The sequence below is a fragment of the Ochrobactrum sp. P6BSIII genome, from assembly GCF_014138065.1.
GTDB lineage: Bacteria > Pseudomonadota > Alphaproteobacteria > Rhizobiales > Rhizobiaceae > Brucella.
Window position 1 is genome coordinate 355914 of record NZ_JACGXB010000002.1, and the last position, 26613, is coordinate 382526.

Genomic DNA, 26613 nt, shown 5'->3' on the forward strand with positions numbered 1-26613 from the left:
GTCTCCCCTCACGCTTCCATGATCGACACGAGTGCGCGACCGACACGATCAGGACCGGGAAAATAGGCCCATTCCTGTGCATGCGGATAAGGCGTGTCCCAACCCGTCACGCGGATGACTGGCGCTTCGAGGTGATAGAAGCAGTCACGCTGCACGAGCGCGGCAAGTTCCGCACCATAACCGCAGGTCAGCGTTGCTTCATGCACGATGACGCAACGGCCAGTCTTACGCACTGAAGCCATGATGGTCTCGGTATCGAGCGGCAAAAGGGTGCGCAGATCGATAATCTCGGCATCAACGCCGGTTTCTTCCGCGGCGGCCAGCGCCACATGCACCATCGTGCCATAGGCCAGAACCGTCACGGCGCTGCCTTCACGGCGAATAGCGGCCTTTCCAAGCGGAACCGTGTAATAGCCTTCCGGGACTTCGCCGAGATCGTGCTTTTTCCAGGACGTGACCGGCTTGTCGTGATGGCCATCAAAGGGGCCGTTATAAAGCCGCTTCGGCTCGAATATGATCACCGGATCGGGATCTTCAATCGCTGCAAGCAGCAAGCCCTTGGCGTCCGCTGGCGTGGACGGCATCACCGTCTTCAAGCCCGACACGTGGGTGAAAAGCGCTTCCGGGCTTTGGCTGTGCGTCTGCCCGCCATAAATACCGCCGCCGGATGGCATTCGGATCACGATGGGGCATGTGAACTCGCCCGCCGAGCGATAGCGCAGACGAGCGGCTTCGGAGACGATCTGGTCATAGGCCGGATAGACATAATCGGCGAACTGCACTTCAATGCAGGGGCGCAAGCCGTAAGCGGCCATGCCGATTGCGGTGCCAACAATGCCAAGCTCGCTGATTGGCGCATCGAAACAGCGCTCTTTGCCGTACTTCTTCTGCAAACCGGCGGTGCAGCGAAACACGCCGCCGAAATAGCCGACATCCTCACCGAACACGACCACATTATTGTCGCGCTCCATGGCAATGTCGTGGGCGTTCTGGATCGCCTCGATCATGGTCATTCTGGGCATAGTCATCTTGGTCATGGATCAGAACCCCGCTTCCTGACGCTGGCGAACAAGATGCGGCGGCGTTTCAGCGTAGACATCCTCGAACATGTCGCGCATGGAAGGCTTGCGCCCGTCATGCAGGGTGCCGATGGCTTCCGCCTCGCGCTGCGCGCTGACGACAAGGTCCATCACTTCCGCTTCCGCCTGCTTGTGGCGGTCTTCCGACCAGACGCCGCGCAGGATCAGATAGTTCTTCAGGCGCAAGATCGGATCGCCAAGCGGCCACGCATCGCTTTCCGCCTTGGGGCGATAGGCGGAAGGATCATCCGAAGTGGAATGCCCGCCAGCGCGATAGGTCACATATTCGATGATTGTGGGACCGAGATTGCGCCGTGCGCGCTCCACCGCCCATTTCGCCACGGCGTGAACGGCCAGATAATCATTGCCGTCAACGCGCAGCGACGGAATGCCGAAGCCATGCCCACGGGCCGCGAAAGTGCCGGAGCCGCCGCGCGCAATGCCCTGAAATGTCGAAATCGCCCACTGGTTGTTGACGATATTCATCACCACTGGCGCCTTGTAGGTCGAGGCGAACACGAGCGCGGCGTGAAAATCACTTTCGGCTGTCGAGCCGTCGCCAATCCATGCAGCCGCGATCTTGGTATCGTGGCTTATTGCAGAGGCCATCGCCCAACCGACAGCCTGCGTATATTGCGTCGCAAGGTTACCGGAAATCGTGAAAAAGCCGTGCTCTTTCGAGGAATACATCACCGGAAGCTGGCGGCCTTTCAGCGGGTCCTGCTCATTGGAGAAAATCTGGTTCATCATGGTGACGAGCGGATAATCATCGGCGATCAAGAGCCCCGCCTGCCGATAGGTCGGGAAATTCATATCACCCTTGCGCAGCGCCTTTCTGAAAGCGCAGCTCACAGCCTCTTCGCCCAGATGTTGCATATAGAACGACGTCTTGCCTTGACGCTGCGCCATCATCATGCGCGCATCATAGGCCCGCAGGATCATCATGTGTCGCAGGCCGTCTTTCAGCTCGTCATCGGTAAGCGTTCCGGCCCACGGACCGACCGCCTCACCTTCCCGGTTCAACACACGAATAATGCTGAAAGCGAGATCGCGCATCGCTTCCGGCTTTTCGTCTATTTCCGGTCTTCTGACACTGCCCGCGCGAGGGATTTTGACATGGGAGAAATCCGGCGCATCGCCGGGCCGCCATTCCGGTTCAGGAACATGCAGGGATAGTACGACATCGTCGCTCATGCGGGCATACCTCGCAATGGGCCAAGCAACTGGCCTGGCAAAACTGGCATTGAATGTCGAACGGGTGGAATTCTGTTTGGTTCCGGTGGACAGGCTTCTTCGAAATCCGGTTTCCGGATGGCCTTTCAAACACAGATTGACCGCATTCCTCCCATGCGACGTGAAGCCGGTTTTCCTCCTCCGATTTCACTGTCATTCAGGGTGATACGGCTCTCAAAATAAAGCAAGATTATTTTTCTATCACTAGCGCCATTTAAAAACGGAAAGCACCGTTTAAACATGGAAGTCTCGTTAATGCCGTCAAAGAAATTTACTTAATTATCTGATTTTAGTATCATATTTTTTGCAATGAATATGCGACCCTTACGCAAGATTATTACTTTCAGACAGACTGCAAAGGAGTACTAAATGGTACTGTACAAGCCAAGTCAGTTCATTTGTGGAAGTTTGATACAGCAAAAATAAAATTTAAAAACTCGGAAAGCAGCTGACGACGCTTCGCAATGACGGGACGATTCCGCTTGCCTTCACGCCTCGAAGCACTGAAGCTGGCGCCAGTGAGCGGGGTAATTAATATGATTGCCAGAGCAATTTCAGATATGCACAACGAAAGCTATGAGACACAACGCCTGATCATTCGCTGCTGCCGCGTTCTGGATGCGTCTTTATTGAGCGCGTTGATGAGTCCCGAGATCAGCAAGTGGGTTGCTTCCTGGCCTTTTCCCCTGACACCCGATCAATGCGAAAAAATACTCCTGGCGAACCGCGCCGCAGCAAAAGAGGGAAAGGCTTTTCCCGGTATTGTCATCGAGAAACATACAGGGACGATCATTGGTTGGATAAAAATCGCAGCCGAAGACAACCCTGGTCGGAGCTTCGAACTTGGTTACTGGATCGGTGAAAATTTTCAAGGCAATGGTTATGGCTTTGAAGCAGCGAGCGGCGCTCTTGATTTCGCATTCTCGAAACTGAATGCGACAAGTGTCAGGGCTGGAGCGCAGCTAGCCAATGCAGCGTCACATGAACTGCTTCGCAAGCTTGGTATGACGGAAGATGGTGAAACCGACGTCTGGGCTCCGTCACGAAAGCGGTTCGAAAAATGCAAATACTGGAAGCTGGATCGAGTGGAATAATATGAAGTGCACCGCTCAATAACGATAAGCGGTGCACTCGAATTTCATCCTAGCGGATGGCCTTGCCGTCATCGTTAAAGCGATGTGTCTTGTCCGCTTCCGGCGACACGAAGATGATGTCATCTTCCGTGTAATGGTGCTCGCCGAACAGGCGGACAGTGATGAGACCTGCCCCCTCGGTTTCGACATAAAGGATGGTATCGGCGCCGAGATGCTCGGCGTGGATGACCTTGCCTTTCCATTTGCCGCTTTCGCGGCTGACGCCAAGATGTTCTGGGCGAATGCCGATGATCGTCGCACCCGTTTCACCGATACGGTCGGCGTCGATGAAATTCATCTGTGGTGAGCCGATGAAGCCTGCCACGAACAGATTATCAGGCTTGTTATATAGCTCCATTGGCGAACCAATCTGTTCGATACGGCCTGCATTCAGCACCACGATACGGTCGGCAAGCGTCATTGCCTCCACCTGATCGTGGGTGACGTAGATCATCGTTGCCTTCAGCTCGCGATGCAGCTTGGCAATTTCCAGACGCGTCTGCACGCGCAAGGCGGCGTCGAGGTTGGACAAGGGTTCGTCAAACAAGAACAGTTCCGGGTCACGCACAAGTGCGCGACCGATGGCGACGCGCTGGCGCTGGCCGCCCGACAGTTCCGCCGGACGTCTCGCCAGATAAGGATCAAGCGACAGCATGGACGAAGCGCGCGTAACGCGGCTTTCAATCTGCTCCTTCGGAGCACCAGATTGTTTCAGACCAAGGCCCATATTGTCCTTCACGGTCAGATGCGGATAAAGCGCATAAGACTGGAACACCATCGCAATGCCGCGCTTTGACGGCGGCGTCACAGTCACATCCTTGTCGTTGATCAGCACCTGACCCGAAGACACATCTTCCAGACCAGCAATCGAACGCAGCAGCGTGGACTTACCGCAACCGGAAGGCCCCACGAAAATGATGAACTCGCCGTCGCGAACTTCCAGATTGATATCCTTCAGAACAGCCTGCGAACCGTAGCTCTTATTTATCGACTTGAGTAGCAGCGATCCCACAGTCAAAAATCCCTTACAGTTTTACCGGCTGGCCAAGACGCACGCTTTCGTCAGCGGCGAGACAGATACGCAGCGATTGCAACGCATCGTCCATATGGCGGTTGAGATCGATATCCTCGCGAATGGCTTTCAGCATGTAAGCCTGTTCGCGTTCACACAATTCCTGATGGCCCGGCTCATCGGACATGGAAAGATCCGTATCCGGCTTCAGGAACTTCCCGTCCGCACCGCGTTCAGCGCGATGGATGCGAATGGTCGAGGTTTTTGTGTGCGCATCTACGTCGTCAGACTTGGTCACAGCCTCGTTCATGACGATGGAAACGCAGCCATTTGGCGAGATAACATCCTTCACGAAGAAGGCGGTTTCAGACATCATCGGACCCCAGCCCGCTTCATACCAGCCAATCGTGCCGTCATCGAACAACACCTGCAGATGACCGTAATTATACATATCCGGCTTGATCTCATTGGAAAGACGCAGGCCCATGCCGCGCACTTCCACCGGCTTTGCATCGGTGATCTGGCACATGACATCGACATAATGCACGCCGCAATCGACAATCGGCGATGTGGTGTTCATCAGGTTCTTATGCGTTTCCCAGGTCGCGCCGCTGGACTGCTGGTTCAGGTTCATGCGGAAAACGTAAGGACCGCCGAGCTGTCGCGCTTCAGAAATCAGCCGCATCCAGGACGGATGATGGCGCAAGATATAACCGATGACGAGCTTGCGTCCGTTGGCCCGCGCACAGTCGATGACCCGGCGTGCGTCTTCCACGGTCGTTGCCAGCGGCTTTTCGACAAAGACATGCGCGCCCTGCTCCATTGCAGCCACGGCATAATCGGCATGGCTTTCCGAATAAGTGGCGATGCATGCCATATCCGGTTTCAGTTCAGCCAAAGCCTCGTGAAAGGATGGATGAATTTCATAGCCTGCCAGCTCGTCTGGCACCGCAACCTTGGTCCGGTTGACCAGACCAACGACTTCAAAGCCCGGATTGCGATGATAGGCCAGCGCATGGCTGCGGCCCATATTGCCAAGACCTGCCGAAAGCACGCGTACCGGGGCGATCGGGGCCGGAGCGATTTGGGCCGGGGCGGTTGTTGTATCTGAACTCATTTTACAGCTCCGGCTGTGATGCCGCGGATCAGTTGCCGCGAGAAAATGACGTAGAGGACGAGGATCGGGAACATGGCCAGCGAAAGCGCCGACAGAACCGCATTCCAGTTGGTGACGAACTGACCGATGAACAGCTGCGAACCCAGTGTCACCGTCTTGGTGGCTTCGCTTGGCGCGAGGATCAGCGGGAACCAGAGATCGTTCCAGATCGGGATCATGGTGAAGACGGCAACCGTTGCCATGGCTGGACGGATCAGCGGCAGCACCAGCTTGAAGAAGATCGCATATTCCGACATGCCGTCTATTCGCCCGGCATTCTTCAAATCGTCGGACACGGTTCGCATGAATTCGGACAGGATGAAGATCGCAAGCGGCAAGCCTTGGGCTGTATAGACGAGGATCAGCGAGGTCAGACTGTTGACCAGTCCCACCGCGACCATGCCCTGCAACAATGCAACCGTACCAAGACGGATCGGGATCATGATGCCGATGGCCAGATAAAGCCCCATCAGCGTGTTACCCTTGAAGCGATATTCCGACAGCGCAAAGGCTGCCATTGCGCCAAACAGGATGACAAAGAAGATGCTCGCCACTGTAACGATGGCGCTGTTCTGGAAATAGGTCAGGAACGAGCCCTGCTTCAGCACCGTCTCATAACCGATGAGGCTAAAGCTTTCCGGTGTCGGAAACTGCAGCGGCGTGCGGAAAATCGCATTGCGGTCCTTGAAGGAATTGATCAGCGTCAGCGCCACCGGAAAGACGGCGACAAGCATATAGATGATCAGCGCCGCATGAACGAATGTTGTGCGGAGGGGCGAAGTGCGTGCTTTCGACATGATTTCTCGCTCCTCAGAACTGATAGCGGCGCATGCGACGCTGGATGCCGAACAGATAGAGCGACACACCGGCGAGGATGATGAGGAACATCACGGCCGCGATGGTGGCGCCCATGGACGGATTGCCTAGCTGAAGCTGGAAGCCGAAGAAGGTGCGGTACAGGAACGTGCCCAGAATATCGGTCGCCTTGTCTGGCCCCGCGAGTGCGCCCTGCATCGAATAAACAAGGTCGAACGCGTTAAAATTGGCAACGAAGGTCATGACCGAGATCAGGCCAATCGACGGCAGGATAAGCGGCAGCTTGATCTTCCAGAACTGGCTCCAGCCCGTAATGCCGTCGCATTCGGCAGCTTCGATGATTTCATCGGGAATGTTGAGCAGCGCCGCATAGATCAGCATCATCGGAATACCGACGAACTGCCAGACCGAGACGAGCGACACCGTCACAAGTGCGGTTTCGGCCTTGCCGAGCCATGGTCCAAAGGCCCATTTCATGCCCACCAGATCCATCATCCATGGTGCAACGCCCCAGATCGGTGACAGGATCAGCTTCCAGATGAAGCCGACAATCACGAAGGACAGTAGCGTCGGCAGAAAGATCGCGGTGCGGTAGAAGGCTGCGAAACGCAGTCTCGGCAGCGACAGCATGGCCGCCAGCAAAATGCCGATCGGATTTTGAACCAGCATGTGAATACAGAAGAATATAACGTTGTTCTTCAAAGCATTCCAGAAATCGCGTGACCAGTTGGCATCGCCGAAAAGCGTCTGGAAATTGGCAAATCCGACAAAGACGCGCTGCCCGTCAACGACATTGAAAAACGCTTGCCGCAATGTCTCGATCAGCGGAAGCACCATGACGGCGGTATAAACCAGCACGCAAGGCAGCAGAAACACAAGAATGTGCCACCGCCTCGGGCGTTTTTGCTCAATGATTGGCAGGTTGGCAGACTGGCTCATCAACACTCGCTGTTCTTCGGCTTATGCGGTTCTTACGAACTTTCTATCGCCGTGAGACTGACACGGATCGCGCATCGCGCGAAAGAAAAACTGCCCGCAAGACTATCCGGTAGGTCTGTTCGGCATCGAAAATGCACACGGGCGGCCCTGCGCTGTCGCAAAGCCGCCCGTGCACTATCGCTTTACTTGGCTGGCTTGTACCAGCTGTCCAGGCCTTCCTGCAGCTTCTTGGCGGCATCTTCCGGCGTTACGGTGCCGTTGATAACGTTAGCCGACTGAACCCAGGTTTCGTTTTCCAGGTTCGGCGTGCCACGCGACAGGATCTGGTAGGTCGAGCGGATGGTCGGCTTGCACTTTTCGCGCCAGGATACGAATTCCTGCGCCAGCGGATCGGACATCTTCACTGCCGTCGAGTTCAAGCTGAAGAAGCCCGGCAGCGCATTGGCGTAGATTTCCGCAAATTCCGGCGAAGCGACCCAGTTGAGGAACACCTTGGCCTGTTCGGCATTCTTGCTCGAAGCGTTGAGGCCAAGACCGATATCGTTATGATCCGAGATGTAGCAGCTGTCGCCGGCATTCTTCACCGGCGGCGGGAATGCGCCCATCTTGAACTGCGCCTGCGTGTTGAACAGGCCAATTTCCCACGAACCAGCCGGATAGATCGCGGCGCGGCCCAGCGTGAAGAGGTTCTGGCTGTCCGGGTAGGTCTGCGCTTCGAAACCGTCGCCCAGATAATCCTTCCACTTGGCGAGAACCTTGAACGGCTCAACCCACGGTTCGTCGGTCAGTTTTTCCGTACCGGCGATAAGCGCCTTGCGGCCTTCTTCACCCTTCCAATAGGTCGGGCCGATATTCTGGTAGCCCATGGTTGCGGCTTCCCACATATCCTTGGTGCCCATGGCCATCGGGATATAGGTGCCGTCAGCCTTGATCTTGTCGAGCATCGCGAAGAACTCGGCTTCGGTCGCCGGTGCCTTCAGGCCAAGCTTGTCAAAGGCTTCCTGATTATAGATGAAGCCGTGAATAACCGAAGCCATCGGCACGCAGAAAGCCTTCTTGCCGTCGTCGGTGGTCCATGCGGACTTGGCGACGTCGGAGAAGTTCTTCATGCCTTCGAGGTCGGTGAGATCGGCAAGTTTGCCCTTGTTGAACAGTTCCAGCGAGGTGTCGAAAGGACGGCACGAAATAAGATCGCCGCCCGAACCAGCATCCAGCTTGGCATTGAGAGCGGCGTTATATTCCGTCGGCGCGCTTGGCGCGAAATTGATCTTGATGCCAGGATTCTTGGCTTCAAAGGCTGGAATGATCTTTTCCTGCCAGATCTGCAGATCGTCGTTACGCCAGCTTTCAACTGTCAGCGTGACGTCCTGAGCCAATGCGGCAGAACCCGACGCCAGCAACGTCGAACCCAGCAGCATGAATTTCAAGGTATTGCGAACCATTTGACCTTCTCCCGTTTTTTTGAACGCAGACGCACAAAAGAGGCGAGATACGCCTGTCCATTGCGATACACCACGTTGATGACGATGGCTCATCACGGTCCGGGATAAGTGCCGGCTACGCCGGTCTTTGCTCCATCCCATTTCCGCGCGGCCCTCGCCTGTCAACAAGCTTTGGCGACCCCTGGCGGCATTGCGCTCCCCTTTGAGTGAATTTAATGCCAAAAACGTACCAATTGTCCAGCGAAGTTTACGAAATTCTCGCATAAAAATTGGAAGCAAGATAATTTACCTTATTTTATCAACACATTAATCAATTTTTCTCCGCTTCGCTGAATCTGCTTGGTTAATGGTATTTTTTTGGTATCTTCAAGTTGGAGGTATCTTCATGGCAGAGTTTTTCATTGGCGTGGATGGCGGCGGCACCGGATGTCGCGCTGTAGTGGCAGATGGCAACGGTGCGATTCTGGGAACGGGACGCAGCGGATCGGCCAATATTGTCACCGATCCGCATACTTCGCTCGTCAATGTACGCGCAGCCATCGACAATGCCTTTGCCGATGCCGGGCTGGACCAGTGCCATTACGGTGAAAGCCACGCGGTCCTCGGCCTTGCTGGCGGCAATGTCGTAGGCGCCGGACTGCCGATTGAAGGCGGCCTCCCCTTTGCCCATGCCAATGTCGAGTTCGACGGCCTCATCGCATTGCAAGGTGCGCTTGGTGATCAGGACGGCATCGTTGCCATTCTTGGCACCGGCACGGCCTATATCGTCCGCCAGCAGGACCGGATACATTCGGTCGGCGGGTGGGGTTTTCCGCTCAGCGATCTTGGCAGCGGTGCGCGGCTTGGCCAAAGCCTGCTGCAAGAATGCCTGCTGGTGCATGACGGCATTCACCCCCGCAGCCGTCTGACAACGGATGTTCTCGACGAGTTCAGCAATAATCCCGACAATCTGGTTGAATTTGCCTGGACGGCGAAGCCCGGTGATTTCGGCAAATATGCCCCACGTGTTTTCCAATATGCAGCCAATGGCGATGAGACTGCGCGTATGCTTCTGGAGCGTTCCGCAGGCTATGTCAGTGAAACGCTGGATATGTTAATCGCGCAAGGTGCGGAGCGGATCAGTCTGTTGGGTGGCATGGCGCCGCTTTATGTGGAGTGGCTCCCGGCCAGCCATCAGAAGCTCATTGTTCCACCGGCAGCCGATGCCTTGACCGGAGCCTTGCAACTCGCGCTCAAGCGCTATGGCCACAAGATGAATGAGGCGCATGCATGAGCGGCAATTTCAGCGCCTTCCTACCCAAGAATCTTCAGGGCACTGGCCCCTCTTCAGGCGCGGGACCGCTCTACATGCAGTTGCGCCAGTCGCTGGAAGCCGCGATTCGTGCCGGTCATCTGGCTGACGGAGAGGCCCTACCACCTGAACGCGACATTGCAGAATATGCCAATATCAGCCGGGTGACCGTGCGCAAGGCAGTGGATGATCTCGTCAAATCGGGACTGCTGGTGCGCCGCCATGGCTCTGGCACCTTTGTCGTTCGCCCCAGCGAGCGTGTGCAGCAGTCGCTTTCCATGCTGACGTCTTTTACCGAAGACATGGCGCGGCGCGGCATTGCCACCCAATCCAAATGGCTGGAGCGCGGTCTCTATTATCCGTCGCCCGAGGAAATGATGAAGCTTGGCGTTTCATCGGAAACCCGCGTTGCCCGGCTTGGCCGTTTGCGTATGGCAAGCGATCTGCCGCTGGCTATCGAACGCGCCACCTTGTCGAGTGAAGTTTTGCCAGACCCCAATGCCGTACAGGGCTCGCTCTATGCTGAACTGGGACGGACCGGCTTTCGCCCGGTTCGCGCGGTGCAGCGCATATCCGCCTGCAACATCAAGGATCCCGATGCGCGGATACTTGGCGTCAAGGCTGGCGATGCAGGATTGTCTATCGAGCGGATTTCCTATCTCGCGTCAGGCCGTGCGGTGGAATTCACCAAATCGCTTTATCGTGGCGACGCCTATGATTTCGTGGCGGAACTCTCGATACCATCGGCCTAACGCCAACATCAGCCATTAAAAAACGGCCCGTTTCCGGGCCGTTTTCTTTTGTCTAATGATGCTTCGTGCCTTGGCGCGCCAGATCTGCAGTCGGATCGGCTGCAAGACGCTTGCGGGCACGGTCATCCATCAGCTCGTACCACATGGCATTGAGCACAGCGAAAGCTGCGGCGAGCGGCAGGCCCAGAAGCCAGGAAAAATACCACATATTGCTTTCCTTTCTTGGATTGAAAGGCGCGGACGGACAAGGCCGCCCGCAGCCCAATCAATAAGCGTGGTTGCTCTCGTCCTCGATCATTTCCTTTTCCACCTTGCCCCACAGCACTCTGTAGACCCAGGAGGTGTAGGCAACGATGATCGGCAGGAAGATCAGGGTCACGACCAGCATGATGAACAGCGTCATATGACTGGAAGACGAGTCCCAAACCGTCAGGCTTGCCCGAGGATCGAGCGAAGACGGTAGAATGAACGGGAACATCGAGACGCCGACCGACGAAATGATGCCGAAGATCGTGAGCTTGCCGAGCAGAAGTGGAGCGACTTCACGACCGCCACGCAGTGTCAGAAACACTGCAATCGCGCCCAGAATGCCAAGCGCCGGAGCGATCAGCAGGATCGGATAGTTCGCATAGTTGCTGAACCATGCGCTGTGATCCAGTTCCACCGTCTTGCGCAGCGGATTGGACGGTCCATCGGTGACGATGGCGCTCGTAATCCGGTAGCCGGACACCCAGAACCAGCTGGCAACGCCCGCCAGAGCATAAAGAACGAGCGTCAGAAGTGCAGCGATGCTGCCATAACGCCGTGCTCTCTGCTGTATTTCTCCCGATGTTTTCAGGACCAGCCAGGAGGCGCCATGCATGGAAAGCATGGTCACCGACAACACGCCGCAAATGAGTGCAAACGGGTTGAGCAGGCCGAAGAAGGTGCCTTCATAGAAGATCTGGAGATCATCGGCCAAACGGAAGGGTACGCCCTGCAGCACGTTGCCGACGGCGACGCCAAAAATCAGCGCAGGTACAAAACCGCCGATGAACAGGGCAATGTCCCACCCCCGACGCCAAGCCCTGCCCTCACGCTTCGAGCGGTATTTGAAACCGACTGGGCGCAGAATGAGGGCAAAGAGGATGACGAACATCGCCAGATAGAAGCCGGAGAAGGACACGGCATAAAGCGGTGGCCAGGCAGCGAAAATAGCGCCGCCGCCCAGAACCAGCCAGACCTGATTGCCTTCCCAGACCGGGCCGATCGTGTTGATGATAACGCGGCGCTCCACATCCGTTTTGCCGACGAGCGGCATCAGGATATCCACGCCCAGATCAAACCCGTCCATCGCGGCAAAGCCGATCAGCAGCACGCCGAGCAGTACCCACCAGATGATGCGAAGGGTTTCATAGTCCAACAATTCGCTGAGTATCATGGTCCTTACTCCGCAGGCGCAATGCTGGCAGGTGCAAGCATGGCTTCAGGTTTGCTGTCGGGTTCCGGTCCGGCTTTGATCGCGCGTATCATCAGGCCCATTTCGATGATGAACAGGACCGTGTAGATCGCGACAAAGCCGATGATGGTAAGCAGAACCGTCGATGCACCGAGATTGGAGACACCGACCGCTGTCGGCAGAATACCCTCGATAATCCAGGGCTGACGTCCGAATTCAGCGACAATCCAGCCCATTTCTGCGGCAATCCATGGCAGCGGAATTGCAAAGACTGCAACTTTCAGCAGGAAGCGATGCTGATCAAGCTTGCGCCGCGCCGACAGTACAAAGAACGTACCTGTCAGCAGGATCAGGAAGAACCCGATAGCCACCATGATGCGGAATGCCCAGAACAGCGGAAGGACACCCGGAACGGTATCGTTCGCGGCCTTGGCGATCTGCTCGTCGGTAGCCGTGCGCGGATCGTCCACATAGCGCTTCAGAAGGAGCGCATAGCCCAGCCACTGGCTGTTATCGGCGAAAACGTCCTTCACATCCTGCGGTACGGCACTGGTGTCGCCAGCGGCGCGGATTTTCTGCAACGCATCATAAGCGACGATACCGTTGCGGATATGGTTCTCCGCATTCTCGACCAGATCATTGATGCCCTGGATCGGCGTGGTTAGCGAACGCGTGCCGATCAGCCCCATAACCCACGGAATATGCACAGCGAAATGGGTTTCGCGTGCTTCCTGGTTCGGAAAGCCGAAGACCGTGAACGAGGCAGGTGCAGGCTCTGTTTCCCACATTGCTTCGATAGCGGCGATCTTCATCTTCTGGTGTTCATTGGCCAGATAACCGCTTTCATCACCAAGAACGACGACCGAAAGCGATGCGGCCAGACCGAAAGAAGCGGCAACCGTCATCGAACGCTTGGCGAGTTCCACCGAGCGGCCTTTCAGCAGATACCAGGCGGAAACGCCCAGAACGAATATTGAGGCCGTTGCGTAACCTGCCGAAACCGTATGCACAAATTTGGCCTGCGCCACCGGATTCATCAGAACCGCGAAGAAATCGGTGATTTCCATACGCATGGTTTCAGGGTTGAACGCTGATCCGACAGGGTTCTGCATCCAGCCATTGGCGATGAGAATCCACAGAGCGGAAAAATTCGAACCCGCCGCAACCGCATAGGTCGCGATCAGGTGGCCGACCTTGGAAAGACGGTCCCAACCGAAGAAGAACAGACCAACGAAGGTCGCCTCAAGGAAGAAGGCCATCAGGCCCTCAATGGCGAGCGGGGCACCGAAAATATCGCCCACATAATGGCTGTAATAGCTCCAGTTCATGCCGAACTGGAATTCCATCACAATACCCGTCGCGACACCGATCGCGAAGTTGATGCCAAACAGAGTACCCCAGAATTTCGTCATCTGTCGCCAGATGAGTCGCCCCGTCATCACATAAACGGTTTCCATGATGGCCAGCAGCACGGAAAGACCCAACGTCAGAGGTACGAAGAGGAAGTGATAAAGTGCCGTGATTGCAAACTGCAATCGCGACAGGGAGACAATATCGAGTTCCATCTTTTTCAGCCGGAAATTCCCGGCCCTCCTAGAGCATTCGCGACCGGGAGATTTCACCGGAATCGCAAAATGCGACCAAAACGATATAATGTTGCACGCCGCATAAATTGGCAGACGCGACGCGCCTTCGCGTAACGGACACCGTCATGACATTGTCCGTTTGAAAAGAAGAGCGGATGAAAAGCCGCCCGTCGTTTCCATTCTCGATTGTTGGCAAAGCCCCGATATCTGGACCCTGCCCGCCCGGTCACCTCATAGATTCGAGGATTTCACCGAAGCGCTGGTCACTCATGCGCACAGACTCAACTAGAGCGCCTTGATTTAAAACAATGATGCGGTCGCAAATCCGCGCTTCGCGCTGGATATGTGTCGCAACCAACAGGGTATGTCCGCCTGCCTGCGTCCGAAGCCGCGTCAACACGTCTTCAGCAACGGCCCCATCCAACCCTTCGGTCGGTTCATCGAGAAGCCACAAGGACGATTCGCTTAAGAACAGTCGCGCCAATGCAAGACGTCGCGCCTGCCCGCCGGACAATCCAAAACCACCCTCGCCCAGCATCGTGTCGAGGCCTGCTGGCAAGGTTTCTACGAACTCTCCGAGACCGGCTGTGTGCAAAGCCTGCATCAGTGTTGTGTCGTCTGCATCCGGCCTGGCCAGTCGCAGATTGTCGCGAAGACTGTCCTGAAAAAGTTCGGTGCGCTGGGTCAGCAAACTGCTGGCCAGCACGTCCGCACTGCCATCCATCGCCGGGATTTCACCTGCGAGCAGGTTGAACAGGGTCGACTTGCCCGCGCCGCTGGTTCCGACAATGGCAACACGTTCGCCCGCTTCGACCGTGAGGTTGATGGTTTTCAAGGCATCGATGGCCGCGTCTTCGTGGCGGACAGATAGATTACGAAGCTCCACAGCAATGCCATCCGGTGGCGTGGGCAGACCTGTAATCGACGCTCCCTCACACAATTGCGGCCCAACCCGCCGTGCAGCCAGAATGGTGCGCCCCAGTTCCATCGCACCACGCCGCAGCGCCACGAATGGTTCCATTGCGCCGAGAATAACAAGCATAGCCAGTGCGGCGACCGGCGCGCCGATTGTCCCGGACTGAACAAGCCAGCCAGCGCCAATCAGGCCGCCAGCCAGAAGTCCGGCATGTGCCACACCGAGGCCAGCGCCGGTCCGGATCTCAACGCGATTGAGCGTACGGTCAGCCGCAGCGACATAACGATCTGCCCGGACGAGCGCATCGTTTTGCGCCTGCATCCGCCCCGCCATGAGCAATTCCGTCTGGCCCGCAACCAGATCGACCGCGCGGGCGCGCAGTGCTTCCGTGCCCTTGGCGCGCCTGCGCATCGGCATTTCCGAACGCCGCGCAGCAAATAGAGGCAGGCTCAAGCCGACGATCAAAAGCACAAGTGCAACGGCAAGCCCGAATAACGGATGCATCAGTGCCAGCGCAAGACCTGCCACCAATGCGGTTGCAAGTGCAGCATCTATCGGCACGACGACACGCAGATAGAGCGAATCCAGTGCATCGATATCCGCAGTCAGACGGAATAGAAGCCGTGCTGGTCGCTTTAAAAGTGCATTGGCTGCGGCGGGTCTCGCCCAGCTGCGAAACAGCTTTTCGCGTAATGCCGCCAGAATGGCGAGCGTTGCATCATGGGTGACAAGACGTTCGAGATAACGTGCACCCGTCCGCACAATTGCCAGGAACCGGATACCCGCTGCCGGTGCAAAGACATCGAACACAATAGCTGTAGCTACACTCAAGCCTGCAATGGCCGTTGCTGTGATGAACCAGCCAGAGAGGCCAAGCAGTGCTATACCAGCCAGAACAGTGACCGTCGCGGCTGCAATGCCTGCATAGAGAGCAGCACCCTTGGTTCTGAAAAACAGGCGCAGGATTGGGCGGAGCGCTTGCAGACCGTTCATTCGGCTGCCCTCCTCTGCCAAAGCGGATCAGTATCCTGACAAGAGTCCAAGCGTATGATGCGATCCATCCTGCGCGCCAGTCCCTCATCATGGGTGGCGACAATCAGGGTCTTGCCCTTGGCCAGCCGCAACAGACTGTCGGCAATATGCCTGGCTGTCTCACTGTCGAGATGGGCCGTTGGCTCGTCGGCCAGAATAATATCGGCCTTAGGATCGACCGCGATGCGAGCCAGCGCGAGCCGCAAGGCTTCACCGCCCGAAAGCCCGGCCCCGTTTTCCCCGATAACACCATTGCCGGTGATGCCAGCAACATGCGCGAGCGCCATATCGTCGATGATCGCGGCAGTTGATCTGGCAGCGGCTTCACGCCCGAGCGTGATATTGTGCCGTGCCGAGCCTGCAAAAATATGGGGCCTTTGACCGACCCAGCTCATACGCTGGCGCGAGACCGTCGCATTTTCGGGCGTCATGCTCGTGCCGCCGAACCGTATTGCGCCTGTTTGCGGCGCTGCCAGTCCAGCGATCAACGCCAGAATGGTGGACTTACCATAACCGCTCGGCGCAAGCAGCGCGACATGCTCCCCCGCCTCGATTGTCAGGTTGAAATCTGTCAAAACCGAAGGACCTGCCGGATATTGAAAGCCGACATCGCGTAGTTGAACAGAGGGGGCCGATTCTTCCAGTCCACCCGCCGTGGCGCTGCTGTTGCCGACAACAGGCATGGAATGGCGACTGAGCTTTTCCAGCGCATCGATGGCGGCTTCGCCCGATGCACGGTCATGCCAGACGGCGGAAAGGTCACGCAGCGGCTCAAAGAAAGCAGGCGACAGAAGCAGGATAAACAGGCCTTCGCCGAGCGTCAGTTTGTGTCCCCAGGCACCGAACTGCAATGTGCCAAGCAGGTGGAAGCCGATATAGACGGCCACCATGGCTACACCAAGCGCTGCAAAAAGCTCCAGCACGGCAGAAGACAGGAATGCAATCCGCAGGACTTTCATTGTCTTCGTGCGCAGGGTCTCGGCATTTTCACGCAGCCGCGTGGCGGTGGCATCGACGGCATGAAAACTGCGGATCGTGGTCAAGCCGCGCAGGCGGTCCAGCAGAAAACCATTCATCCCGCCAAGCGCTACAAGCTGCTTCTCACTCGCGGCTTTCGCGCGCCAGCCAATCAGCGCCATGAAAATCGGGATCAAAGGTGCGGCAACGAGCAAAACCAGTGCCGCTGCCCATGAAAACCAGAAGACGGCCAGCAGGATCGCCAGCGGCACCAGCATGACCCGAATGCGCACCGGCACAAAACGCGACAGATAGGGCACGACCATCTCAGCCTGTTCGGCGAGAATGCTTGCAGCCTCGCCTGACGATGGCCGCGCTGTGTCGAGTGGAGAACGGCTGGAAAGCGCTGTGACAGCCCGTTCACGCAAAGCTGTCAGTTCGGCGCGGGCGGCATCGAATGCCTTGGCTGCGCCAGCACTGTCAATCAGGCTGCGCAGGCATCCCAGCACGAATATGCCCAGTGCTGCATAATAAATTCTGTTGTCGAAACCCGTATCGGCGAGACATCCGATGGCATAGGCGATCAGTCCCGCCTGCGGCAGCCATAGAAGTGCTGCCAGTGCCTGAAGATTTGCCCCCCGCCGAAGCATGGCCGGAACTGGCCGGCGCTCAGAACGACGCTTGGAAGGACTTGAGCGGCGCTTGCCGCCTGTCGCCTCTCCGTCGTCTGGCGTTAGCTTTTCCGCCAGTTGCTCCGTTTGGGGGACATCAGATGTCAATCTCGCTTAGGCTCCTTCTTGGCCGATGTTCGCCCACGTCCCAAAGCCACGATCCTGTCGGTGGTTTCGAGGAAACGGGTTACCTTGGCGCCAAGCGCCAGCAGGCTTGTCAGACGGTCCGTATCGAGCTTCTTGACGTCGTCGTACCAGTTGGTCAGCCGCTCGATCAGGCTGTACATGTCTTTCATGCGCTCCTGCGCATAACGATCACCGTCGTCCTGCGGTGCTTCCATCAGCACTTCGCGCAAAACGGACAGGGTTGGGTCAATCTCGCGCTTCTTGCGCTCTTCAGCGAGTGTGCGCAGAATTTGCCAGACATCATCCGGCGTCGTGAAGAAATCGCGACGGTCGCCGGGAATGTGCTTCAAGAGCACGAGGTTCCAGCCCTGCAGTTCGCGTATGCCCATGGAGACATTCGAGCGTGACACACCAAGCGCGTCGACGATCTCGTCAGCGCACATGGGTTGAGGCGACAGATAAAGCAGCGCGTAAATCTGCCCTACCGTGCGGTTGATGCCCCAACGGCTGCCCATCTCTCCAAAGTGGAGCACGAACGACTGAACGATTGGCGACAATTCCAAAATTCTCTCTCCCGTATTTTCTGAACTTTCAGAAATTACTGAAATCCAGATAATCTAAATGATGAAAACCTTCAATCCGCCTGACCATTGATGCGCCGCATCTGGACAATTGGCCGCAGCCCACAGCACTCCTCCAAATGCCATCGGCCGCTCCTTCCGGACCAAACAGGCCGCAGGCAATACGCTTCAGATTCGGGAAAGAGCGAATATCGTGACCGAACAAGAGGATATGAGTCTTTAAGCGAACCCGAAAAAGCTCAGTCCGTTCGTCCGAAAAACGATGGCGGCCCTTCCTGGAAGAAGCCGCTGATTTTCCCCGTTCTGCACTGCGGAAAAGCCTAAAACGCCCCTTCCGCACCCTCAAGCATGATGTCTGCCGGCCTCAATCGGGGTCGGAAGATGAAGGCAGCTCCTTGCTGTCCTGCGTTGTGTCGCGATGGATCACAGCGCGGCTGAGCAGCATGAGCGTCACCGGCGTTGTGATGACCACAAAGACGGTAATCAATACTTCATGCAGAATCGGCTTCGATTGCAAGATGGAGAAAAATATGATCGAAGCGATCAAGATTCCCCCAGCCCCAAAAGAAGAGCCGATGGTCGGTGCGTGAATGCGTTCGTAAAAGGTCTTGAAACGCACCAGGCCAATGCATCCGACGAGCGTCAGGAAAGCACCGGCGACGAGAAAAAACGAAATGAGAATGGCGGCCCAAAGCGGGATTTCGGCTGCATGGATCATTCGATCACCTCCCCGCGCATCAGGAATTTCGCAAGTGCGACGGTGGCAACGAAACCAAGCAACGCGATGATCAGCGCAGCCTCGAAATAGATATCGCTGCCGGTGCGAATGCCGAAGGTGATCAGCAGCAGCAGCGCGTTGAGATAAAGGGCGTCGGTGGCGAGCACGCGGTCCTGAGCCCGTGGGCCAACCAGCAGGCGATAAACAGCGCAACCCATGGCGGCGATCAGCATCAATTGCGCGGCGAGCAGAGACCAGAAGATGACAACGGCACTCATGCGGATTTCTCCTTCTCGACGACGTCTCCTGCCCCGAAAATCGTAATCAGCGGCTTTTCATATTTTTGCTTGATCAGATCGCGCCAGACCTGCGCTTCTTCAAGGTCGAGTACGTGAATGGTCAGTTCGCGGCGCGCGCTGTGGTGATCCACCCAGGCCGTGCCGGGCGTTGCGGTCACCACACAGGCGAGTACCGCCAGCGCGGTGCGATTTTCCAGCTCCAGCGGGATAACCACAAAACCGGGGCGGCGCTTTCTTCCAGAAAGGATGATGCGCGCCACAGTGATGTTCGAACTCAGAATATCAAGGCTGAACGTGACGAAAAGCCGGAGCATCGCCGGGATCGAGCGAATATGATTTTTCTGTGGTTGGAGCGCCGTCATGATCTGGCAGGCGAACAGCGCGATGACCACGCCAAGAATGAGCTGCGCGGGGGTAAAGCCGTTCAGCAGCAGCCAGAACAGAAGCAGCGACACGAACAACAGCGGATATGGCAGGATTTTTCTCATTCTACCTCCGCCGCTTGCGTGCCCGTCTTCTTGGTCGTGTTATGCTCAACCTTGGGCGCCTTGAGAACACTATCGATATAATCGGATGGATGGTGTAGCGAACGTGCCGTTTCGTCCATGTAGCGCATGGCGGGACCAGCTGCGATTGTCAGCGCAAGACAAAGTGCCAGCAGCCCGGCAATCGGCACCACTTCGCGCACCAGAACGCGCGGCACATTGCCTTCGAGCGACGCCCAGAAAGTGCGGATACCGGTACGTGTCATGGCAATCAACGCCGAAAGACCGGACAGCAGGATCAGCGCAATCAGCGCCCAGCTTGCCGGACTGACCGGCATCGCCAGTTGCGGCGTTGGTCCATCGCCGTTGAACACCGCAGCCAGGATCAAGAACTTGGCGATAAAGCCCGAGAACGGTGGCAGGCCGATCAGCAAAATGGCGCATATCGCAAAGAACGTACCGAGGATGGCAAGAGTGGCAGGCAGGACCGCGCCCACCTCTTCCTCTTCTTCTTCCTCTTCGTCATCGCCATAGGCTTCCATCGTCACCGCGAGAACGTTGGCGGCGGCATCCTGTCCGCGCTCGACAAGTTCGATCAGCAGGAAGAATGCAGCGATCGTGAGCGTGGAACTGACCATATAGAACAATGCAGCTCCAGCCATGGCGGTGTTACCACTACCGATGGCAGCCAACAGCGTGCCCGAGGAAACGAGAATGCTGTAGCTCGCAAGCCTGCCCATGGCCTGCGATGCAACCACGCCGATCAGGCCGAAAGCGAGCGTGATCATGCCGCCGAAATAGAGCCAGTCATTGCCAAAACCGTAGGACGAGCCAGCGCCAATGCCGAACATCAGCGGCGACAGGCGCAACAGCACATAAATGCCAACCTTGCTCATGATCGCGAAGATCGCGGCAACAGGCGCTGCGGCCGCCGTATAGGTCGGCGCAAGCCAGAAATTGAGCGGCCACATGCCCGCTTTGATCAGGAACGCCACACCGAGAACCGCAGCACCGGCTTCAAGCAACATACGATCTTCAGGCGCAACCTGTGTGATCCGCTGCGCGAGGTCAGCCATGTTCAGCGTGCCGGTAACACCGTAGATCAGGCTCACGCCGATCAGGAAGAGCGAAGACGCCACCAGATTGACTGCGATGTAATGGAGACCCGCCTTAACGCGTGCCGGACCGGAGCCGTACAGCGCCAGACCATAGGAGGCGGCGAGCATGACCTCGAAGAAAACGAACAGGTTGAACAGGTCGCCCGTCAGGAATGCGCCGTTCAAGCCCATCAGCAAGAGCTGGAAGATCGTATGGAAATGCGGGCTTGCCTTGTGCCAATGCGCCAGCGCAAAGCTGAGTGCGGCCATGCCGAGCAGGCTCGCCAGAAGCAGCATCATTGCCGCCAGCCTGTCGAGCACCAGCACGATGCCAAAAGGCGCGGGCCAGTTGCCGATGAGATAAACAATTGCTTCGGGCGCTTTTTCGCTGGCCATAGCCACAAGCGTGCAGGCAATGCCGATCAGGCCAAGTGTCGAGAGCGAATTGATCGCCATCTTCAGCTTGCGGCTGCGTTCGTCGATCAACAGCAGAACCGCTGCCGTTACCAGCGGCAGAAGGATCGGAGCAACGATGAGGTGTGATTTCCAATCCATCATCAGTTCTCCTTGCCGTCGACATGGTCGGTGCGTGTCAGACCGCGCGAAGCGAGCAGCACGACAAGGAAGAGCGCCGTCATGGCGAAGCCGATAACGATTGCCGTCAGCACAAGCGCCTGCGGCACCGGATCGGTATATTGAGCGGCCTGTACGTCCAGACCGGAGTCCAGAACCGGCGGCGCATTGGAACGCAGCCGTCCCATCGAGAAGATGAACAGATTAACCGCATAGGAGATCAGCGACAGGCCGATCGCCACCTGGAACGTGCGCGGGCGCAGCACCAGCCAGACGCCGGACGCCATCAGCACACCGATTGCGAGAGCAAGAACCAGCTCCATCAGTTCTCCTCCTTCGCAGTCGCTGCGGCGAGCTTCTCGACGCGATGTTTACGGATCGATTGGTGCGCCAGTGCAATCAGGACGATAACGGTTGCACCCACGACGAGCGTGAAAACACCGAAATCAAACAGCAAGGCGCTCGCCAACGGCATTTTCCCCACATACGGTATCTCCGCATATTGGAAGAATGTGGTCAGGAACGGATAGCCGAACAGCCACGCGCCGGAGCCGGTTGCCGCAGCGCTCAACAAGCCAATGCCGATCCAGCGCAGCGGCAGAATGCGCAGCCTGTCTTCCACCCAACGCGTTCCGGCAGCCAGATATTGCAGGATGAAGGCAATCGCCAGCGCAACACCGGCCGCAAAACCACCGCCCGGCAGATCGTGCCCGCGCAGGAACAGATGCATGGCCAGAACGATGATGACCGGGAACAGCCATTGCATGATGACTGACGGCACAGCCAGATAATCGTTCAGCGTTTCACCCGCCTTGCGATCTGGCATGGCTTCATCGTAGGCGTCCTGAATCTTCTGTTGTGCGGTCGAGCCGGTGGAATCCGGCGCGGGACGGAAACGACGCAGCAGTGCGAAGACTGTCAGGCCGACAATCCCGAGGACGGCAATTTCACCGAACGTATCGAAGGCGCGGAAATCAACCAGAATGACATTGACGACATTTTTGCCACCGCCGCCCGAATAGGCGTTCTGCAGGAAATAATCGCCAATGCTATTGGGTGACGGGCGCGTCATCATCGCATAGGCAATGATTGAAACGCCGACACCACTGGCAACCGCCAGCAAAAGATCGCGATAACGGCGGATGCGCGGGCCGATCTTCACCGGAATCGGATCGGGATCTTCCCAACGCTTCGGCAGCCAGCGCAAGCCGAGCAACAACAGAACCGTGGTGACGATTTCCACCAGAAGCTGGGTCACCGCAAGATCAGGCGCCGACAACCAGACGAATGTGATGCAGGTGATAAGCCCTGCCCCGCCAAGCAGGATAAGAGCAGCCAGACGGTGATACTTGGCCTGATAGGCCGCACCGATGGCGCAGGCGCAACCAAGCGCCCAGAGGCCCGCGAAAATCGGATCGACCGGCTGCGCGCCCAAAGTACCGGAGCGCAAACTGCCCTCGATCAGCGGCCAGCCGGCGACCACAACAGCTATGGCAACGATGATGCGCAACTGCGGCTGCAAACGACGCGTACTCAGGAAATTTTCTGCCTTACGTGCCCAGTTCCAAGACAGCGTCACCAGAACGCGCTCGAAAATGCGCTGCCCTTGCAGATGGCGGAATACCGGCGGTCCATCCTCACTGGTGGCCAGATAGTTCTTCAGGCACCAGTGCAGCAACACGCCGCCAATCATCGCTGCAATACTCATCATCAGCGGCAAATTGAAACCATGCCAGACCGAGAGGCTATATTCCGGCGTCGCATCGCCAAGCACAGAGCGAACCGCCGAATGCAGGAATGGACCAATGGACAGGCCGGGAACAATACCGATCAGAAGGCAGAGTAGCACGAGAAGCTCGATGGGACGACGCATCCAGTGCGGCGGTTCGTGCGGCTCGCGCGGCAGATCATGCGGCGGCGGACCGAAAAAGGTCGAGTAGATAAAGCGGATCGAATAGGCCACCGTGAAAATGCTGGCAAGCGTCGCCACATAGGGCGTGATCGAGTCCAGCCACGATGCAAGATGCGTTTCGACCGCTTCGGCAAAGAACATTTCCTTGGAAATGAAGCCGTTCAGCAGCGGGACGCCCGCCATGGCCGCGCTCGCCACCATGGCAAGTGTTGCCGTATAGGGCATTAATCGGAACAATCCGCTCAGGCGGCGCATATCGCGCGTGCCCGTTTCATGATCGATAATGCCCGCCGCCATGAAAAGCGACGCCTTGAAGATGGCATGGTTGACCATGTGGAAGATCGCGGCCACTGCCGCAAGCGGACTTCCAAGGCTCAAAAGCGCGGTGATAAGGCCCAGATTGCTGATCGTCGAATAGGCGAGCAGCCCTTTAAGATCTTGCTGAAACACGGCAAAAAAGCTTGCCAGCAACAGCGTGATCAGGCCAGCCGAACCCAAAATCCAGAACCATTCCTCGGTTCCGGCCAGCACTGGCCACAGGCGGGCGAGCAAAAACACACCGGCCTTCACCATCGTCGCCGAATGGAGATAGGCCGAAACAGGTGTCGGCGCCGCCATCGCATTCGGCAGCCAGAAATGGAACGGAAACTGCGCGCTTTTGGTGAAAGCAGCGAGCAGGATCAAAACGAGCGCAACCGTATAAAGGGGATGGGTGCGAACCTCATTGCCTGCTGCCAGAACCACATCGAGATCATAGCTGCCGACGATATGGCCGAGCAGCAGCATACCTGCCAGCAAGCAGAAGCCGCCAATGCCTGTGACTGTCAGCGCCATACGCGCGCCATCGCGCGCACTGGCATTGTGATACCAGTAGCCGATGAGCAGGAACGAGAAGATACTCGTCAGCTCCCAGAAGACGGCAAGCAGAATGATATTGCCGGACAGAACGACGCCGAGCATCGAACCCATAAACGACAGCAGGAATGAGAAGAAACGCGGCACCGGATCGTCCGGCGACATGTAATAGCGCGCGTAGATCACGACCAGAAGGCCAATGCCGGTGATCAGCATGGCGAACAGCCATGCGAAGCCATCCATGCGCAGCGTTACATTGAGACCATAGGCGGGTAGCCATTCAACTGTGCCGCGCAGAACCTTTCCGTCCGAGACAATCGGATAAAGGCTCGCCGTAAGAATGAAGGCGACGAGAGCGATGGCTGCCGTGAACCAACCGGAACCGCTTCGGTCGGCGCCCCTGAAGAGACCCGTGATGACGCTGCCAATAAAAGGAAGAAGGACAAGCAGGAAAAGCATTCTGCCGTCCATCGTCATGCGCCCAAGGCCTCCCATCCGCTCTTACGTTTTATAATCACACACATCTTGTCCGAAAGCTGTTCACACTTTCCGGGATGCGCTCCATTTTATCTTAATTTCCGGGCGCAAAACCGTCAGGCACTTTGCAGGAAATATAGGGTCAACTGATCCAGCGCATGCGCAGCTCAGGCAAGCAGCAACTGAAATGCTCCGGTCAGATGTTGTGAGGAATCATATATTCCAATGTCGTTATTATGACCGGCCTGACAATATATTGGCAATAGCATTCGATTGTTTATATGGGACAAATCAGAGACTTATCGCAATTTTCTGACTTTTTTACCGCAGAAACCGATGCGAATCTCTTTCATTCGCCACAGGTTCACCCTTGCAACCTTACCTTGAAGGGCAGCTTGCCGCGAAATTCTTGCAGGCGAATGACATGAGCAGGCATTCTTACCCGGGAGATTCTTTTCAGGTTCAGCCTTCGAGCAGAGCGTCGACCAGCTTGGCGACCTGAACGCGGATATCCGGAACGGCGGTCGATTCCCAAAAGACGCCCTTTGTGATCGGACCAATCGCAAAGAATGAGCCTGATGGCTCGCCGCGCGCATTGATCAACTGGAAATCCTTGGTCACATCGAGACCGAGATCAAGCGCATCCGGCTTGGCCAGCCCATGCTCCATCAAACCAAGCAATGCCGGGTTGCGGGTCGTTGAGAACCGGGGATTACCGCCGCGGCAGTCGATAATTGTCGCAATTTTCACCTTATGAAACAAACCGCTATGGCGCTCGCGATAGCGGATTGTCATGTCTGTTTCGTTTTCCTGCACTGAAAGCAGCCGCCCGGCCGCAATCTCCAACTGTCCAGAAGCACGCGCCGCGTCAATGCGATCAGCGACAGCGGGCGCCATGCGATGCCGATGCGTGTCCCACCAGGGCCGCAAATGGCGGAGAAAACTTTCGCGTTGTGCCAGCGGCAGCCGTGTCCATATCTGCTGGGTGTGGGGCCGCAGTGCATCCATGACGGCGCGCCAGTTCGAACCCGAGCTTTCGGCTTCCTGCATAAGTGAACGAACGCGACGCAGCAGACCGACAATACCGGAAGCGACAAACAATGAATCTGTGTCGACTTCGAAAGGCTCCGCAGGCGCGTGACGGGCGGGCACCAGTCCGCGCCGCGATATTGCGTGTATCTGCCCCCGATGCCCGCGATCGAGCAACGACAACACACTGTCGACCATGGACAGTCCAGTCCCGAAGATCGCCACCGGCGCGTCCGCTGGAATGTCGAAATAGCCTTTGCTGGACCAGTATTCAGCGACATTCGCACCGGAAACGGCGATTGCCGTTTCATTGCCGGTCGCGACAATGATCGCCTCTGCCGACACAACCTCGCCTGACTCCGCGACAACAGCAGGCCTGCCGCCTTCGAGAACGACATCGACAATCTCGCGTGGGTCGACAACCAGTCTCGCTGTCTCGCCAGAGCGATATCCTTCCACAAGCTCGTTCAGATAATCACGATAGAGCCTGCGTGGTGCGAAAGACTGCGGCTGCCACTCATTGGCGATGGGCGCGTTTGCTGCCGTTTGCCGGGCCTGCAGCCAGTTCAGGAAATGATTGGGATTGCCGGGAAAGGCGCTCATATTGTTGGCGCGAACATTGAGAAGATGACTGGGGTTCTCCGTGGAATAGGCGATTCCCCTGCCAATCTGGCCCGAGCGTTCGAAAATGCGAACCGTCGTGTCGCGGGAGCGTTCCAGCAATTGCGCCGCAAGAATGACGCCGCTCGCGCCGCCGCCGATAATGACAAAAGACTTCAAACTATCGTGACCTATCCCTGTTCGCGATGGTTTCGACCTTTGAACGGCTTCCATCGTCCTTCCCAAAATCACACTAATTTAATAAGATTCCAACATCGTACCCAAGAAGTAAACCCCGCTTTCGCAGGGAATTTCCCTTCAACGCTCAGGCTCCCATCCGCTTTGTCTGGCCAATATGGAAACAATGGCGGCTTCACAATCCCTATTTGTTGACAGTGTGTCGCTGAA

Annotated in this window: 23 protein-coding genes; 3 read left to right on the forward strand and 20 right to left on the reverse strand. The window is 56.9% G+C overall.

Translation table 11 applies throughout. From position 1 onward, the window contains the following. Nucleotides 1-8: 8 nt before the first annotated feature. The gene (locus tag FHW00_RS04015) at nt 9-1022 is read right to left on the reverse strand and encodes an alpha-ketoacid dehydrogenase subunit beta (RefSeq protein ID WP_078337086.1); all 1014 of its coding nucleotides are present in this window, start codon (nt 1020-1022) and stop codon (nt 9-11) included. 18 nt (nt 1023-1040) lie between these two features. After that, entirely contained in the window at nt 1041-2273 is a 1233-nt protein-coding gene (locus FHW00_RS04020; protein WP_078337087.1) for a 3-methyl-2-oxobutanoate dehydrogenase (2-methylpropanoyl-transferring) subunit alpha, read from the reverse strand. A gap of 503 nt (nt 2274-2776) precedes the next feature. Between FHW00_RS04020 and FHW00_RS04025 the strand changes: the two genes are divergently transcribed. Beyond that, a complete protein-coding gene (locus FHW00_RS04025; RefSeq protein ID WP_078336997.1) occupies nt 2777-3406 on the forward strand; it encodes a GNAT family N-acetyltransferase in 630 nt (209 codons plus the stop codon). Nucleotides 3407-3455: 49 nt separating this feature from the next. Here FHW00_RS04025 and FHW00_RS04030 read toward each other — a convergent pair whose 3' ends face one another. From FHW00_RS04030 to FHW00_RS04050, 5 genes are all read right to left on the reverse strand, one after another. Continuing rightward, entirely contained in the window at nt 3456-4457 is a 1002-nt protein-coding gene (locus tag FHW00_RS04030) for an ABC transporter ATP-binding protein (protein WP_078336998.1), read from the reverse strand. Between the two features lie 13 nt (nt 4458-4470). Then, nucleotides 4471-5574 (reverse strand): Gfo/Idh/MocA family protein, encoded by a 1104-nt coding sequence (locus tag FHW00_RS04035; RefSeq protein WP_078336999.1) that lies wholly within the window; start codon nt 5572-5574, stop codon nt 4471-4473. Then, a complete protein-coding gene (locus FHW00_RS04040; protein ID WP_078337000.1) occupies nt 5571-6410 on the reverse strand; it encodes a carbohydrate ABC transporter permease in 840 nt (279 codons plus the stop codon). The genes FHW00_RS04035 and FHW00_RS04040 overlap by 4 nt, the downstream gene beginning before the upstream one ends. 13 nt (nt 6411-6423) lie before the next feature. Continuing rightward, nucleotides 6424-7368: a carbohydrate ABC transporter permease gene (locus FHW00_RS04045; protein ID WP_078337001.1), complete on the reverse strand. Its 945-nt coding sequence runs from the start codon at nt 7366-7368 to the stop codon at nt 6424-6426. A gap of 182 nt (nt 7369-7550) precedes the next feature. Further along, nucleotides 7551-8810 carry an ABC transporter substrate-binding protein gene (locus FHW00_RS04050; protein ID WP_078337002.1) on the reverse strand — a complete coding sequence of 420 codons (1260 nt, stop codon included), beginning with the start codon at nt 8808-8810 and terminating at the stop codon, nt 7551-7553. Between the two features lie 385 nt (nt 8811-9195). Here FHW00_RS04050 and FHW00_RS04055 point away from each other — a divergent pair, with 385 nt between their 5' ends. Both FHW00_RS04055 and FHW00_RS04060 read left to right on the forward strand, forming a co-directional pair. Continuing rightward, nucleotides 9196-10083, forward strand: a complete 888-nt coding sequence (locus FHW00_RS04055) for an N-acetylglucosamine kinase (protein WP_078337003.1) — start codon at nt 9196-9198, stop codon at nt 10081-10083. After that, nucleotides 10080-10853 carry a GntR family transcriptional regulator gene (locus FHW00_RS04060; RefSeq protein ID WP_078337004.1) on the forward strand — a complete coding sequence of 258 codons (774 nt, stop codon included), beginning with the start codon at nt 10080-10082 and terminating at the stop codon, nt 10851-10853. Before FHW00_RS04055 ends, FHW00_RS04060 begins: the two co-directional genes overlap by 4 nt. Nucleotides 10854-10905: 52 nt before the next feature. On the opposite strand, the gene cydX is transcribed toward FHW00_RS04060, so the two are convergent. From cydX to FHW00_RS04125, 13 genes are all read right to left on the reverse strand, one after another. Continuing rightward, nucleotides 10906-11061 (reverse strand): cytochrome bd-I oxidase subunit CydX, encoded by a 156-nt coding sequence (cydX, locus tag FHW00_RS04065; protein WP_078337005.1) that lies wholly within the window; start codon nt 11059-11061, stop codon nt 10906-10908. Between the two features lie 57 nt (nt 11062-11118). Then, nucleotides 11119-12273 (reverse strand): cytochrome d ubiquinol oxidase subunit II, encoded by a 1155-nt coding sequence (gene cydB, locus FHW00_RS04070; RefSeq protein ID WP_113533456.1) that lies wholly within the window; start codon nt 12271-12273, stop codon nt 11119-11121. 5 nt (nt 12274-12278) lie between these two features. Then, complete coding sequence (locus tag FHW00_RS04075) at nt 12279-13856, reverse strand: cytochrome ubiquinol oxidase subunit I (protein WP_078337006.1); 1578 nt, start codon at nt 13854-13856, stop codon at nt 12279-12281. Between the two features lie 247 nt (nt 13857-14103). Continuing rightward, nucleotides 14104-15786: a thiol reductant ABC exporter subunit CydC gene (gene cydC / locus FHW00_RS04080; protein ID WP_078337007.1), complete on the reverse strand. Its 1683-nt coding sequence runs from the start codon at nt 15784-15786 to the stop codon at nt 14104-14106. Further along, on the reverse strand, nt 15783-17561 hold the full coding sequence (gene cydD, locus FHW00_RS04085) for a thiol reductant ABC exporter subunit CydD (protein WP_078337008.1): 1779 nt from the start codon (nt 17559-17561) through the stop codon (nt 15783-15785). The genes cydC and cydD overlap by 4 nt, the downstream gene beginning before the upstream one ends. Continuing rightward, nucleotides 17558-18142: a GbsR/MarR family transcriptional regulator gene (locus FHW00_RS04090; RefSeq protein WP_171058827.1), complete on the reverse strand. Its 585-nt coding sequence runs from the start codon at nt 18140-18142 to the stop codon at nt 17558-17560. The genes cydD and FHW00_RS04090 overlap by 4 nt, the downstream gene beginning before the upstream one ends. Nucleotides 18143-18524: 382 nt before the next feature. Continuing rightward, nucleotides 18525-18878, reverse strand: coding sequence for a monovalent cation/H(+) antiporter subunit G (gene mnhG, locus FHW00_RS04095; protein WP_078337010.1), 354 nt, complete (start codon nt 18876-18878; stop codon nt 18525-18527). Further along, nucleotides 18875-19156, reverse strand: a complete 282-nt coding sequence (locus tag FHW00_RS04100) for a K+/H+ antiporter subunit F (protein WP_078337011.1) — start codon at nt 19154-19156, stop codon at nt 18875-18877. Before FHW00_RS04100 ends, mnhG begins: the two co-directional genes overlap by 4 nt. Beyond that, nucleotides 19153-19665, reverse strand: coding sequence for a Na+/H+ antiporter subunit E (locus tag FHW00_RS04105; protein ID WP_078337012.1), 513 nt, complete (start codon nt 19663-19665; stop codon nt 19153-19155). Before FHW00_RS04105 ends, FHW00_RS04100 begins: the two co-directional genes overlap by 4 nt. After that, complete coding sequence (locus tag FHW00_RS04110) at nt 19662-21314, reverse strand: monovalent cation/H+ antiporter subunit D (protein ID WP_078337013.1); 1653 nt, start codon at nt 21312-21314, stop codon at nt 19662-19664. The genes FHW00_RS04105 and FHW00_RS04110 overlap by 4 nt, the downstream gene beginning before the upstream one ends. A 2-nt stretch (nt 21315-21316) precedes the next feature. Then, complete coding sequence (locus FHW00_RS04115) at nt 21317-21655, reverse strand: Na+/H+ antiporter subunit C (RefSeq protein WP_078337014.1); 339 nt, start codon at nt 21653-21655, stop codon at nt 21317-21319. Continuing rightward, the gene (locus FHW00_RS04120; RefSeq protein ID WP_078337015.1) at nt 21655-24576 is read right to left on the reverse strand and encodes a monovalent cation/H+ antiporter subunit A; all 2922 of its coding nucleotides are present in this window, start codon (nt 24574-24576) and stop codon (nt 21655-21657) included. Before FHW00_RS04120 ends, FHW00_RS04115 begins: the two co-directional genes overlap by 1 nt. Before the next feature lie 462 nt (nt 24577-25038). After that, on the reverse strand, nt 25039-26385 hold the full coding sequence (locus FHW00_RS04125) for an FAD/NAD(P)-binding protein (protein WP_078337016.1): 1347 nt from the start codon (nt 26383-26385) through the stop codon (nt 25039-25041). Between the last annotated feature and the right edge of the window lie 228 nt (nt 26386-26613).

Coding starts and splice junctions, on each gene's coding strand:
- FHW00_RS04120 (WP_078337015.1), bottom strand. CDS start 24,576: ATGACGATGGACGGCAGAATGCTTTTCCTGCTTGTCCTTCTTCCTTTT.
- FHW00_RS04035 (WP_078336999.1), bottom strand. CDS start 5,574: ATGAGTTCAGATACAACAACCGCCCCGGCCCAAATCGCTCCGGCCCCG.
- mnhG (WP_078337010.1), bottom strand. CDS start 18,878: ATGATCCATGCAGCCGAAATCCCGCTTTGGGCCGCCATTCTCATTTCG.
- cydX (WP_078337005.1), bottom strand. CDS start 11,061: ATGTGGTATTTTTCCTGGCTTCTGGGCCTGCCGCTCGCCGCAGCTTTC.
- FHW00_RS04025 (WP_078336997.1), top strand. CDS start 2,777: ATGACGGGACGATTCCGCTTGCCTTCACGCCTCGAAGCACTGAAGCTG.
- FHW00_RS04020 (WP_078337087.1), bottom strand. CDS start 2,273: ATGAGCGACGATGTCGTACTATCCCTGCATGTTCCTGAACCGGAATGG.
- FHW00_RS04055 (WP_078337003.1), top strand. CDS start 9,196: ATGGCAGAGTTTTTCATTGGCGTGGATGGCGGCGGCACCGGATGTCGC.
- cydB (WP_113533456.1), bottom strand. CDS start 12,273: ATGATACTCAGCGAATTGTTGGACTATGAAACCCTTCGCATCATCTGG.
- FHW00_RS04110 (WP_078337013.1), bottom strand. CDS start 21,314: ATGGATTGGAAATCACACCTCATCGTTGCTCCGATCCTTCTGCCGCTG.
- FHW00_RS04060 (WP_078337004.1), top strand. CDS start 10,080: ATGAGCGGCAATTTCAGCGCCTTCCTACCCAAGAATCTTCAGGGCACT.
- cydC (WP_078337007.1), bottom strand. CDS start 15,786: ATGAACGGTCTGCAAGCGCTCCGCCCAATCCTGCGCCTGTTTTTCAGA.
- FHW00_RS04115 (WP_078337014.1), bottom strand. CDS start 21,655: ATGGAGCTGGTTCTTGCTCTCGCAATCGGTGTGCTGATGGCGTCCGGC.
- FHW00_RS04045 (WP_078337001.1), bottom strand. CDS start 7,368: ATGAGCCAGTCTGCCAACCTGCCAATCATTGAGCAAAAACGCCCGAGG.
- FHW00_RS04075 (WP_078337006.1), bottom strand. CDS start 13,856: ATGGAACTCGATATTGTCTCCCTGTCGCGATTGCAGTTTGCAATCACG.
- FHW00_RS04105 (WP_078337012.1), bottom strand. CDS start 19,665: ATGAGAAAAATCCTGCCATATCCGCTGTTGTTCGTGTCGCTGCTTCTG.
- FHW00_RS04015 (WP_078337086.1), bottom strand. CDS start 1,022: ATGCCCAGAATGACCATGATCGAGGCGATCCAGAACGCCCACGACATT.
- FHW00_RS04100 (WP_078337011.1), bottom strand. CDS start 19,156: ATGAGTGCCGTTGTCATCTTCTGGTCTCTGCTCGCCGCGCAATTGATG.
- FHW00_RS04040 (WP_078337000.1), bottom strand. CDS start 6,410: ATGTCGAAAGCACGCACTTCGCCCCTCCGCACAACATTCGTTCATGCG.
- FHW00_RS04050 (WP_078337002.1), bottom strand. CDS start 8,810: ATGGTTCGCAATACCTTGAAATTCATGCTGCTGGGTTCGACGTTGCTG.